Here is a 13,019-nt window from a genome sequence, read left to right as displayed (position 1 = left end):
TTGTTAACTTTGTGTTATAAGTTATGAAGAGGACCGCGGGTGTAATTTTCCGGACAATGATCCTGCTATTTTTGGGGATAATGATAGGCTTGTTGCTTAACAGGGATTTTGCGACCCATAACCTCGGTCTTTCATTTACAGCGAACAGCAAAATTGCCAAGGTGCTGCAACTGGTCGACCGTAATTATGTTGACAGTGTAAATATCGACAGCATTGAAGGCGTGTCTGTAAATAACCTGCTCCAAAATCTCGATCCGCATTCGCTTTACTTACCTAAACAGCAGGCACAATCTATAAACGAAAGACTTGACGGTGGATTTAACGGTATCGGTATCGAATATCAGCTGCTGCGCGATACGCTGATCATTACGCAGGTTTATGCGGGTGGCCCGGCCGAAAAGGCAGGTTTGCTGGTAGGCAGCAAGGTAATTAATGTTGATGATCAAAAGTTTTCGGGCAGTAAGCTTACAGCAACCCGTATCAATAAAGTTTTTAGGGGGGATAAGGATGAGGAAATAAAATTGACCGTGGTTCCGCCTTTAAGTAATGATTTAAAAGTACTTAGTGTTAAACGTGGGCATGTAGATTTAAGCAGTGTTGATGCCGCTTATATGGCCGATGCAAAAACCGGTTATATCAAGATCAGCAAATTTTCGGCTACTACCGATGTTGATTTCAGGAAGGCTTTAACCGAACTGAAAATTGACGGCATGGATAAACTACTGCTCGATCTGCGTGGCAATGGCGGGGGGTACCTCAATGCTGCTACCTCCTTAGCTGATGAATTTTTAACCGAAGGAAAACTGATAGTTTATACCAAAGGTATCCATGAGCCCCGTACCGATTATTTTGCTACCGATTCGGGCATGTTCCAGAAAGGGCAACTTACTGTGCTTATTGATGAGTATTCGGCCTCGGCAAGTGAAATTTTAGCCGGTGCATTGCAAGACCTGGACAGGGCTACTATTGTTGGCCGCCGGTCGTTTGGCAAAGGCCTGGTGCAACAGCAATTTGCTTTTGACGACGGTTCGGCAGTGAATTTAACGGTGGCGAGGTATTATACCCCTTCGGGCCGTTCTATCCAGAAATCATACAAAAACGGGGTTGACAGTTACCGCAATGAATTAGCTCAACGCATGCAAAAAGGCGAACTTTTTTCAGAGCAAAGTAACCTGAATGACAGCGTTTTTAAAGGAACGCCATCATATCATACATCAAGCGGACGCAAGGTTTTTAGTGGAGGCGGTATTATGCCAGATGTTTTTGTTCCGGCTGATACCAGCAAATTTACCCCGCTTATCCAGGATTTAAGCCAGCAACAATTGTTTACAGCTTACGTGATCGACCGTCAGCAACCATTGCTAAAAAAATATCCTACCGAAGCGGAGTTTTTGAAGCAATATGCCGTTAGCAACGATGACGTGGATAAATTTATCTTGTATGCTTCGCAAACCATTAAAGAGATGGATTCGAACGAAGTAAGGATTTCCAGGGAGCCGATCAAAACTATCCTTAAAGCCCAGGCGGCACGTTTTAAATGGGGAGATAATGCCTACTTTAAAGTGATCAACGCCGATGATGTAACCTTTAAAAAAGGGCTGGAGCAGTAAAGCTCTAATAAAAAATTGTCATTTCGAGTGAGCTGTGGGAGGACCTGGCGAAGGGGCGAAAGAGAAATCTTGTACGCCATAATCGTGTAGATACAGGGCGTACAAGATTTCTCGTCACGGCAGTCACAAAATCCAATGCTTGTTCGTCGAAATGACGACAGTTTGTGAATACTTTCCTTATTCCTTTACAAGAAAAACTTCATCAATCAATTCCAGATTTGCCATAACCCCTGCCATTGTGCCGCTGTTAACCGCGTTGGCTATTGAGCGAATGCCCGAGGCACTGTCGCCGGCAGCGTAAACACCGGGTATAGTTGTTTTTTGCTTTGCGTCAACCTGAATATGACCTTGTTCGGTAAATTGGCAACCCAGCTGCAAGGCGATATCACTATGTTGTGTAAATGGGAGCCTTGCATATAGTGCTTTTAACTTTATTTCGGAACCATTACGTAACCGGAGAGCATTTATTTGGCCGTTGTGCTGGTCAAGTGCTTCTATCTCATCCTCTACAATTTGAATGTCATTGTTATGGATGATGGCTTGCTGCTCTTCGGTTAAAGTTGATTTGCCGTTGGTAAACAAGGTGAGATCTTTTGTCCAGTTGGAGATAAGTTTTGCCATTTCGAAAGCGGTTTCGCCGTTGGCAAAGATCCCGGTACGCTGATGGCCGTACTCGTAACCATGACAATAGGGGCAATGGATAACAGATATCCCCCAGCATTCGGCAAAGCCCGGGATATTCGGCATCTGATCTTTGATCCCTGCAGCCAGGATAACCTTTTTTGTGCTGAAGATTTCTCCTGATCTTGTGCTAACCTCAAAGCCGTTTGTTATTGGGCTGCAATGAGTTGCTTCACTATGGAGGAGTGTAACAGTTGGATATTTCAATGTCTGCTCGCGGGCTATGGTCAAAATTTCATGCGGGGTTTGGCCGTCGCGGGTAAAAAAGTTGTGGGAGTGGGGTGTTTGGCGGTTGCAGGGTTTGCCGCTGTCAATAATTAATACTTTGCGCATAGCCCGGCCCAAAGACATACCTGCCGACAAACCGGCACTACTCCCGCCGATAATGATCACATCAAAATCCTTCATATGATATTGTGGTTAATATTGATAAAGGTAACAGCCAAAAACACAAAATGCAACTAAGTTGCATTTTGTGTTTTTGAAGTGACAAAGTAAGGCAGTCACAAATGCAAGGTATTTGATAGTCTTGATATGATGAAGAGACTTGGGATGGGGGAGATTTACGAAGTTTTTAAAACTTCGTAAATCTGGACTATATAAAATAAAAACGTCATTGCTGTAAGGAACGAAGCAATCACGGACTATACAGGGCGAACCTGCAAATTGGGGATTGCTTCGTTCCTCGCAATGACGAGGTGATGAAACTTTGTAAGTCTGGATTTTATAAGGATAAAACTCAAGGTAATCCTTCAATCCTAAAAATCATGGTTCAGTTTCTTACTTCTGCCTGAACCAAACCTGTATTGGTGCGCCAGAAAAATCAAAGTTTTCGCGGAGCTTATTTTCAATAAAGCGGTAGTAAGGCTCTTTAACGTACTGCGGCAGATTGCAGAAAAATGCGAACATTGGCGAAGTACCCGCAATTTGGGTAATGTATTTTATTTTAACGTATTTACCTTTTATTGATGGTGGAGGATAGTTTTCAATAATAGGCAGCATTACCTCGTTCAGTTTTGAAGTAGGGATTTTGCGTGCGCGGCTCTGGTAAACCTGGTTAGCCACATCAATCACTTTTAATACCCTTTGCTTTTCGGTAACCGAGGTAAATACGATAGGTACATCGGTAAAAGGGGCTATTTTGTCGCGGATCTGCTCTTCAAAAACTTTGATGGTTTTGCTGTTCTTCTCGATCAAATCCCATTTGTTAACTACGATAACCACGCCTTTCTTGTTTTTTTCGGCCAGGTGGAAAATGTTGATATCCTGCGACTCAAAACCTTCAACCGCGTCAATCATCAGGATGATAACATCGGCTTCTTCTAATGCCTTGATGGTACGCATCACCGAGTAAAACTCGATATTCTCTTTAACCTTGGTTTTTTTACGCATACCTGCGGTATCTATCAGCATAAAATCATGACCATATTGGTTATAATGAATATGAATAGAATCGCGGGTGGTACCGGCTATCGGGGTAACAATGTTGCGGTCTTTACCGATAAGGGCATTGATAATAGATGATTTACCTACGTTAGGACGACCAACAATGGCGTATTTAGGGCGGGTGTTTTCTTCCAGCACTTCATCTTCAAAGTGTTTTACTACTTCATCAAGCAATTCGCCTGTGCCCGAGCCGGTCATTGATGATATGGTAAAGATCTCACCAAGACCGAGACTGTAAAATACCATGGCATCGGCAACCTGGTTGTTATTGTCCAGTTTGTTTACTACAACAAAAACCGGTTTTTTGCTTTTACGCAGGCGGTTAGCAATCTCGTCGTCAAGGTCGGTAATGCCGGTGGTAACATCCACAACAAACAGGATCACGGTAGCCTCTTCAATGGCAATATCAACCTGCTCACGGATGGCAGCTTCAAAAACATCGTCAGAATTGGCAACGTAGCCACCGGTGTCAATAACCGTAAAGTTGTGGTTAAGCCATTCGGCAACACCGTAATGCCTGTCGCGTGTAACGCCACTAAAGTCATCGACAATGGCCTTGCGACTTTCGGTTAAACGGTTATATAATGTTGATTTGCCTACGTTGGGCCTGCCCACAATGGCTACTATGTTACTCATATTGTTTTATTAAGAGTCAGGATGTCAGGAGTCAAGAATCTATGCAAATCTATCCAACTTAACAATCCGGTTCTATGAAATTTTAATTTTTATTGATCGACGTAACAAGATAAATAAGAAGAAGCCTTGGCTCATGCTTCTTAATACCCTGTATCTGCTTCTTATTCGTACCCGAACTGTTTAAGATAGTTCTTCTTGGTGCGCCAGTCGGGGATCACTTTTACAAACATTTCCAGGAATATCTTACGCTGAAAAAAGTCTTCCATGGAGCGGCGGGCATAGGTACCGGTGATCTTGAGCATTTCGCCGCCTTTACCTATGATGATGTTTTTTTGCGATTCACGCTCAACAATGATCTCGGCGCTGATGCGGTATAGCTTTTCTCCTTCAATAAACGCAGTCACGATAACCTCGGTACTGTAAGGAATTTCTTTTTTGTATTGTTTAAACACCTGCTCGCGGATCATTTCTGAAGCAAAGAAGCGGTCGTTACGATCTGTCAGGGCGTCTTTTTCGTAATATGGGGCATGCTCAGGCAGGTTTTCGATCACAAAATCCATAATGGCTTTGATGTTGTGCCCGTGCAACGCCGAGATGGCGAAGATGGCCTTAGGATTTAATTTCTCTTTCCAGAACTCAACCTTCTTTTTAACAGCTTCTTCGTCGCTTTGATCAATTTTGTTGATCAGGATGGCAAGGGGTGCAGATGAGCGTTCCAGTTTTTTAAGAACGTCGGCCTCGTCATATTCCTCGTAAATATCGGTAACCAGCAGAATCAGGTCGGCATCAACAATGGAGCCGTCAACCTGGTGCATCATGCTCTCGTGGAGAGCGTAGTGCGGCTTGATAACACCGGGCGTGTCCGAAAACACGATCTGGTAGTTTTCATCATTCACGATACCCAAAATGCGGTGGCGTGTTGTTTGCGCTTTTGGGGTAATGATGGACATTTTTTCGCCCACCAGCGCGTTCATAAGGGTTGATTTCCCTGCGTTGGGTTTACCTATTATACTTACAAAACCTGCCTGATGAGCCATAGAAAAATAATTAAAAATATATTTGGACTGCAAAGAAACGAATTATATCTTTGCAGTCCAATTAAAACGGAGTGCAAATTTGCATTTTGATAATTGGAAGGACCTTTCCGGGGTTATGACCGGATCTCAAATATATAGCACAAAATACAGTGCGGGATGGAGCAGTTGGTAGCTCGTCGGGCTCATAACCCGAAGGTCGTAGGTTCGAGTCCTGCTCCCGCTACAAAGAATCAAAGCCTCAAATGAAAATTTGAGGCTTTGATTCTTTGCACCACATCTGAAATCTTCCGGTATACCAATTCGTGGAAATTATAAACTTCAAATATTAATCAGCATAACGTTTTGGGAATAAAGTCTTTTCTTTTAATATTGTGTAATCTCTTAAAAAAGAATACTTTATCATTTAATTAAACCAGTTATGAAATTAAGACTCATTTTGTCATTTTTCCTTCTTGCTACTTGTTTTACTGTATTTGGTCAGGAAAAACAGAACACGGTTACTGTTGAAAAAGGCTTAATTAAAATATCCATCATGTATCCCTACGCCGAAGGTAAAACCTTTAATATGGAGTATTATGAAACCAAACACATGCCCATGGTAGTACGGTTTTTAGGATCAAATTTGGTTAAATATACTATTGAAAAGGGAATTGCCAGCGGTGTCCCTAACCAACCACTGCCTTTTATGGCTATTGGCACTTTTTATGTAAAGAGCCTAAGCGAATATCAAGCGGCTATAGCGCCTAATATAGGCACCATTCGTTCGGATTTTGCAAATTACACTAATGTAACTCCTATTATTTTGGTAAGCGAGGTGGTAAAGTAAAAATTGTTGGAGTTCTTATCCTAATACAAAGCCTCAAATGAAAATTTGAGGCTTTTACTTTGATATGCTTCTATTTCTGAAGTAGGTTCTAAACACTACTAATCCTTTTCGCCCCATTGCTCAATATCCTCCACCCATTGCTGCTTTTTCATGGTTAAGGCAATCAGCAAGGCTGTGCCGCTAAAGGCAAGGGCGTCAAATGCACTCGCCAATAAATTCCCCCTGTCGGCAGCTAAAGGTGTGGCTAATGTTCCGGGTACATGTACCAGCCATACCCAAAGGAAGATTTGAAGCGATAGCAATAAGGCGATAGCCCTGATCCGGACCCCCAGGATGATTGCAATGCCGCTGGCGGAGAGTGTTATCCCGGTAAGCATAACCCAGAAAAGATGATTGGCCATCCATTTCGGAACCATACCTGTTAAGTAGGGTGCATAAATAATATGCGAAATACCGTAGCTGGTTATCGTGTATAAAAAGAATAAGTTTCCGTATGGTGCAAGCTTTTCTAAAAAGCTTTTCTTAGCAGCAGGGTTTGTGCCGAACGAGTGAGCTACAACAAACGCGCAACCAGCAAGCGCCAGCTCCTTCAGTGGTGTTGTCCATAGGCCCAGATGATAGAGTTTATTAGGTTCGGAGATCAGCTCATAGGTGATATGTGTGCCAAGGAACAACGACATAAAAACACCACCGAGTATCAGCGAAGCTTTTTGGCCTTTGCCGGGTACCCAAATAAGGATGCCGGTTATAATCAGGTATAAGCCGAACAAATAAGACAGGACGTTCAAAAACGGCAGGTGCTGCTGATAAACCGAGAAAAATACGTCTCTAAAAGTTCCGAAGTAAAATTGCTGCAGGCCATATACAATTAACGCCAATGCGTAAAAGGACCTGCCGGTTATAATAAGAATTTTCATGGATTTAGGAATATGGTCTCTGAATCAAAAATAGAGTTGGAGTGGCACTTTAACAGCTTTCTTCTGCACACAACGGAAATCGTCGGTATCCGGCGTTGACCGAAAAATAAGGTCGTTGATCGAAAAGCTGGCTTGTTCAGTGCTCAATCCGAAAAATGGAAACTGAAAATCTATAACTTGCTTAAAAAAGCAGAACCATGACCTTTAATAAGGATATAGCATTCAATGGCGTGTTCTGGTCGCTGTATTTTTTATACCAGTGGCTTGGGCTGGCATCATTGTATGGCGACTATAATAGCTATTTTATCAATGCCTGCATGGCGCTGCCAGTATCATTGGTGTTTTCGATACTGGCTGTTCATTTTTTTTTCCGGCGATACTATCAAAAGGGGAGGAAAACTGCTTTTTGGCTTGCGGTGATTGTAAGCTCCTGTTTATTGCTGTTGATCAGGCGTTACTTTAATTATTATATCATTTATCCGCGCTACTTTCCGATGGCGCTAAATATGCCGCTTTTTTCGGCTGGAAAATTCCTGGTCGATTTTGTAAACCTGTATGCTATAAGTAGCTTGTACGCCTTGTATTACTCGCTGCGTTACTGGTACCAGGAAAAACACCGCGTGCAGGAATTATTACAGCAGCGCACGCTCGCGGAGTTGGATCTCCTCAAATCGCAGGTGCAGCCGCACTTTGTTTTTAATACGCTGAACAATATCTACGGAACGGCCCTAAAAACAAGTCCGGAAACGGCTGCCCTGATTGCTCATCTGTCGGGTTTTTTAAGCTACAATTTGTACGATGCATCAAAGAATACTATAGCACTTACCGCGGAGATTGATTACATCAATAGCTATATCGAGCTTCAGAAAAACAGGTATGGTAGCAGGGTAGATATCGCTGTCAATATTTTTGGCGAAATTGACGATCTACGGTTAGCCCCATTGTTGTTATTGCCGTTGGTTGAAAATTGTTTCAAGCATGGTGTTGGCGATTCTATTGACAAAAGCTGGGTCAGGATCGATGTAGTCAGGCAAGCAGATCGCTTTTCTATCACGATTGAGAATAGTTGTGATGGTGCTAAAAAACAGGCGACTCCTGATAACGGGGGTATTGGTTTAGCCAACGTTAAAAAACGTCTTCAGCTGATTTATCCGTGTAAACACGGCCTGAAAATTATTCAGGGGCAAAATACTTATCTTGTTATATTAGAAATTCAAATTGAAGGTAATGATCAGGTGTTTGATAGTTGATGACGAAGAACCGGCAAGGGAACTGATTAAGCTGCATCTTTCGGCTCTTGAAGATTTTGAGGTTGTGGCTTCGTTAGGCAACGCGCTGGACGCATTTGTTTTCCTGCAGAAAAATCCGGTCGACCTGGTTTTTCTGGACATTCAGATGCCGAAAGTATCCGGGCTTGAATTGGCAAGTTCATTAAAATCAAGCCCAAAAATCATCCTGACTACCGCTTACCGTGAATATGCCGCGGATGCCTTCGAAATGGAGGTGTTTGACTACCTGGTTAAGCCGATTACGCAGGAGCGATTTATGAAGGCGATAGCCAGGTTCATACATCACTGGAACGGAAAAACAGAAACCAAAGAACCGGCGAAAGATAATGATGGTGCCTATATGTTTTTTAAAGTAGGCAGAGAACAGATAAAAATCATGCTTAAGGATATTCTTTATATTGAAGGGTTGGCCGATTATATTAAAGTACATACAAAGGATAAATCCTATATCGCTTCTGAAAAGCTCGGCTATATGGAAGAAACGCTTCCGTCAAATTCGTTTGTGCGAATCCACAAATCATTTATTATTGCTATAGACAAAATCACCAGTTTTAATGCCGATCAGGTAATGCTCGATGATAAACCGCTGCCTTTGGGACGACTTTTCAAAGCCGGGTTTTTAAAAACAATTCAGGCCAAAACACAGGATTGATTTATCCTTCGAAAAGATAATCGAGAAAGCTTTTTCAGTTAAACAGTTACCTACCTACAAGTTCAAGCTGCGAATTCACACTTATTTCTTCCAGGTGCAATTCAAGAATTACCTTGAAATCAGCATCCGTCCGTTGGATGTCTAACCGATGGCCATCGGGATACAACAAGTCCAATCGTCGCTGTACATTTTTCAGCCCGATACCACCGTAATGGATCGCCTGGCGCGAGTCATTGTCGGCCCTGCTGTTCGCGATAACCATTTTCAAGACCTGGCCATCAATTTTAAGATCCATCCTGATCCAGTTCAAGCTATCTGTATGTTTGGATACATGCTTAAACGCGTTCTCAACAAAAGTCATCAGGATAAATGGCGCCACGCCCAAACACTGCGGATAATCATCATCAATATTAAACACTGTTTTCAGATCGGGGCGTTGCCTTAGTTTTTCCAGTTCGATAAAGTTTTCGAGATAGGTAATTTCCTTTTTTAAGGGTATCAGGCTATCGTTCGATTCATAAAGCTGATGACGAAGCAACTCTGAAAACTGGGCCAGCGAAGCGGATGCGATATCGGGATTTTTATGGATCAGGAAAAATATGGAGTTGATGCTGTTGAATAAAAAATGTGGGTTAAACTGGTATTTCAAAAACTTAAGTTCGGTTTCCAGTTTTTCTTTCTCCAGCGCCCGCTGCCGTCTTTGTGTTTCTATCCAGTTTTTGGCCAGTTTAATACTCATGGCCAGGGTAGTGGCCGCCAGTGTGGAGCGGAAGGGATCTTCCTTGGCCAGTTCATAAAGGCTTTTAAAATTGGTAGTAAACCCAAAGGTTTTTTCCACACTGCTGCCGGCGTACCATGCAGTTAAATAATACCCGGGTACAATAAATATAGATGCAATAATGATTGTTAAGAACAGGTAAGCCAGATAAGTAATATACCGGCCGGTTGCCAGATAACGCGGAACCAGGAAATACAAATTAAAATATACGGCGAATGCCGGAAAAATTACATAAAAGAAGCACTTGATAAAATAAACGGAAAGGAAAATATGCCTGACAGCGTCTGTAGCGCTATCAACCTTCAGGGCCCACAATAAGTAATCGTACAACATCCAGAAAGGAATATGATACAATTTATACCGGATGAACCAGTTTTGCCTCATGGGAGTAAAAGTCATAGTACTAATTTAGGCAATCGGCTGATATTTACCCACATTGCATATGAACGGAGCTAAATAATTGACGAAATGCATTGTACAGCTTACATCCGGCAAATAAGCCCTTTGCATTGCCATTTTTCTGCAAATTCTTCGCGTTGCCGCATTTCATCAATCGGATACAGGTGCTCATCAATCTGTTTTTTCTGTCCGGAATAAGAGCGGTTCTTTTGGCTAAAACATACAATACATGAGATCCTTTGTTGTCTCCTTATTATGCCTGTTTATAGCCATCGGTGCATTTGGTCAGGTAACCGGGCGGATAGCCGATACTACGGGTAAACCTGTCCCGTTCGCTACAGTAGCATTGTTGCGGATAGCTGATAGCACGGTTGTTAATTCCGCCGTGGTAACTGATGCCGGAACTTTCCGCGTCAACAATATACATCCCGGAAAATACACCCTGCGTGTAACTGCTGTAGGATATCAGGCCTATAAATCGCCAGTTATTAATATCAGCCCCGGGCAGGAAGCAGACCTGGGCCGCCTGGTAATAAAGCAAACCGGCAGGCAACTGCAGGAAGTGGTGATCCGTGCAGCCAAGCCACAGGTACAGCAAACGGCCGAAGGCATGACGGTGAATGTACAAAACAGCATCATGACGCAAGGCAGTTCAGTACTGGACGTACTGCAGCGGTCGCCGGGTGTCATTATAGATCAGCATAACAATACCATTGCCCTCAACGGAAAAACAGGGGTAAAGGTGATGATAGATGGTCGGCTCATGCGAATGTCGATGGATCAGTTGATAACCTTGTTGAATAGTATGAGTGCGGATAATACCACGCAGATAGAACTCATGAATACACCGCCTGCAAAGTACGATGCCGAAGGCAATGCCGGTATCATTAATATCGTAACTAAAAAAAGTAAAAAACGAGGCACTAATGGTTCAATTACGCTTACGGCGGGCTATGGTATGTTTGAAAAAGCCTCGGCGGGTTTTAATATCAATCATAACACGGGCAATGTTAATCTTTACGGATCATATTCCTACTGGCACGCTCATGACTATGGCGGCCTTTATGCCACCGGCTCCGAAAATGCGGCGATAATAGGAGGACAAGCAGATTTTAGCTACACGGGCATAAACAAGCCTATCGCTAATTTTAACGATGGCACTATGGGGGCAGATATCAAACTTGATATCGGGACAACCATCGGCGGTAGCATTAATTATTGGGGTGGTGGCAACACCAGTCAGCCTCATAACTATGGCTATTACATTTTTGAGCATGCGCCCACACTAACCTACAATTCGCTGTTTGATAACTCAAGTCACATCGGTAACGCCATCACCAATTTATATCTCGACAAAAGCCTGAAAGGGCAGCAGAAGATCCGTGCTGATTTTGATTACCTGTATTATAACACCCGGTCGCTGGCCAGTTCAGAAAGTTCATTTACCGATGATAAGGGTAACACGGCAGGTGGCGGCGATAGTCTTTATTCGCCTAAACAGCGCAGCTTTGGCAATACAACAATAAAAGTTTCAATCGGCAAGCTTGATTATTCTGCCAAATTGAACAAAAAAATAGGATTCGAGACCGGTGCCAAAGTTACCTATAGCCGAACTGCGGCCAACTCCGGTATAGAGGATTTTGAAAATGGTGTTTGGGAACCTAATACTGTTGGGGCCGGGAACAACTTTGTCACTTACGAGGCAATTGAAGCGGGTTATGTCACTTTTAATATGCAGCTTGATTCGGTTAGCAGCCTGGTTGCAGGCGGCCGTTACGAGTACTCGCATAACTATACCGATAAATCAACCGATGTTAATTACCGGGTAGACCGCAAGCTTGGAAGATTTTTTCCATCCGTATTTTTCTCAAGAAAATTAAACGATCACTCATCCTGGCAGGCATCGTATACGGAAAGGATCACGAGGCCTTCGTACAGCGAGCTGGCTTCCTACGTAAGCTATAACGACCCGGTATCGGTTTTTACAGGGAACCCGCTCTTAAAACCTGCAATTACCCGGAATCTTAAATTTGGCTATAATTATCACGACTACCTGTTTTCCTTATTGTTCAGCCGCGATGATCATCCCATTCTCGGCATCCAGGGAACGCCTGGGCCGGTAAAAGGAGTGGTTTATCTACGGCCGGAAAATGGCGACTGGCAGAATTCCGTAACCCTACAGGCAACAATTCCGGTTAAGATCAACAATTGGTGGGATATGACCTATACCCTAACCGGGGGGCTAACGCAATACAGGATTTCATTTACCCCTAATCCCCTGGAAAAAATCTTCCTGGCCGGCTCCTTTAACTTTAGCCAGAACTTTAAATTTCAGCATGGCCTCTCGGCCGAGTTATCCGGCTATTATAATTCGCCTTCGTACAGCGCCAACTGGCACTCGTATAGCAATACCATTGTAAACCTGGGCGTCAGGAAAGATTTGGGTAAGGGAAACTTAAAACTTTCAATTTCCGATATCTTCAGGTCCGGTAGCTATCAGAGCGATGTTGGTCTGCTTACCACAGATGCTTTTAACACCAAAGTACACGTGAGGTATAATACAGAATCCCGGCTGGGAACAATTGTAAAACTGAGTTACTATCGCCCGTTTGGGACAACAGGTAAGAGCCGGGAGAAAAGGGACAGCGGCTCGGGCGAAGAGCGGAGCCGGTTGTAATCAGCTTTGGCATCCGGAACCGGACGGGTATATGTCCGGTTTTGTTACGATGTATTTCTATCTAAATAGAT

Annotated in this window: 10 protein-coding genes and 1 tRNA gene; 6 read left to right on the top strand and 5 right to left on the bottom strand. The window is 43.3% G+C overall.

The annotated features are described in order from the left end of the window. The first annotated feature begins 23 nt into the window (after positions 1–23). Complete coding sequence (locus EAH55_RS01130) at positions 24–1,610, top strand: S41 family peptidase (RefSeq protein ID WP_121808143.1); 1,587 nt, start codon at positions 24–26, stop codon at positions 1,608–1,610. A gap of 177 nt (positions 1,611–1,787) precedes the next feature. Here EAH55_RS01130 and EAH55_RS01125 read toward each other — a convergent pair whose 3' ends face one another. The 3 genes from EAH55_RS01125 to era all read right to left on the bottom strand — a co-directional run bounded on the left by EAH55_RS01125 (position 1,788) and on the right by era (position 5,410). Then, positions 1,788–2,699, bottom strand: coding sequence for an NAD(P)/FAD-dependent oxidoreductase (locus EAH55_RS01125; RefSeq protein ID WP_121808142.1), 912 nt, complete (start codon positions 2,697–2,699; stop codon positions 1,788–1,790). Positions 2,700–3,071: 372 nt separating this feature from the next. Continuing rightward, positions 3,072–4,373: a ribosome biogenesis GTPase Der gene (gene der / locus EAH55_RS01120; protein WP_121808141.1), complete on the bottom strand. Its 1,302-nt coding sequence runs from the start codon at positions 4,371–4,373 to the stop codon at positions 3,072–3,074. A 161-nt stretch (positions 4,374–4,534) separates the two neighbouring features. Beyond that, complete coding sequence (gene era / locus EAH55_RS01115; RefSeq protein WP_121808140.1) at positions 4,535–5,410, bottom strand: GTPase Era; 876 nt, start codon at positions 5,408–5,410, stop codon at positions 4,535–4,537. A gap of 150 nt (positions 5,411–5,560) precedes the next feature. On the opposite strand from era, the gene EAH55_RS01110 reads away from it, so the two are divergent. Both EAH55_RS01110 and EAH55_RS01105 read left to right on the top strand, forming a co-directional pair. Next, positions 5,561–5,633: transfer RNA gene (locus EAH55_RS01110), tRNA-Met, on the top strand. A 195-nt stretch (positions 5,634–5,828) separates the two neighbouring features. After that, entirely contained in the window at positions 5,829–6,236 is a 408-nt protein-coding gene (locus EAH55_RS01105) for an EthD family reductase (RefSeq protein ID WP_121808139.1), read from the top strand. Between the two features lie 98 nt (positions 6,237–6,334). Here the strand turns inward: EAH55_RS01105 and EAH55_RS01100 are convergent, their stop codons facing one another. Then, complete coding sequence (locus EAH55_RS01100) at positions 6,335–7,153, bottom strand: hypothetical protein (RefSeq protein ID WP_121808138.1); 819 nt, start codon at positions 7,151–7,153, stop codon at positions 6,335–6,337. Between the two features lie 197 nt (positions 7,154–7,350). Here EAH55_RS01100 and EAH55_RS01095 point away from each other — a divergent pair, with 197 nt between their 5' ends. Both EAH55_RS01095 and EAH55_RS01090 read left to right on the top strand, forming a co-directional pair. Then, positions 7,351–8,403, top strand: a complete 1,053-nt coding sequence (locus EAH55_RS01095) for a sensor histidine kinase (RefSeq protein ID WP_121808137.1) — start codon at positions 7,351–7,353, stop codon at positions 8,401–8,403. Then, entirely contained in the window at positions 8,381–9,094 is a 714-nt protein-coding gene (locus tag EAH55_RS01090; protein ID WP_121808136.1) for a LytR/AlgR family response regulator transcription factor, read from the top strand. The genes EAH55_RS01095 and EAH55_RS01090 overlap by 23 nt, the downstream gene beginning before the upstream one ends. Before the next feature lie 46 nt (positions 9,095–9,140). Here EAH55_RS01090 and EAH55_RS01085 read toward each other — a convergent pair whose 3' ends face one another. Continuing rightward, positions 9,141–10,271, bottom strand: a complete 1,131-nt coding sequence (locus tag EAH55_RS01085; protein WP_121808135.1) for a sensor histidine kinase — start codon at positions 10,269–10,271, stop codon at positions 9,141–9,143. A gap of 229 nt (positions 10,272–10,500) precedes the next feature. Between EAH55_RS01085 and EAH55_RS01080 the strand changes: the two genes are divergently transcribed. Further along, positions 10,501–12,948 carry a TonB-dependent receptor domain-containing protein gene (locus EAH55_RS01080; RefSeq protein WP_121808134.1) on the top strand — a complete coding sequence of 816 codons (2,448 nt, stop codon included), beginning with the start codon at positions 10,501–10,503 and terminating at the stop codon, positions 12,946–12,948. Positions 12,949–13,019 lie beyond the last annotated feature (71 nt).

Origin of the sequence: Mucilaginibacter kameinonensis (genome assembly GCF_003675385.1) — a bacterium.
Lineage (GTDB): Bacteria > Bacteroidota > Bacteroidia > Sphingobacteriales > Sphingobacteriaceae > Mucilaginibacter > Mucilaginibacter kameinonensis.
Note: the sequence above shows the minus strand (reverse complement) of the source record. Positions and strands in the feature narration are given on the sequence as shown.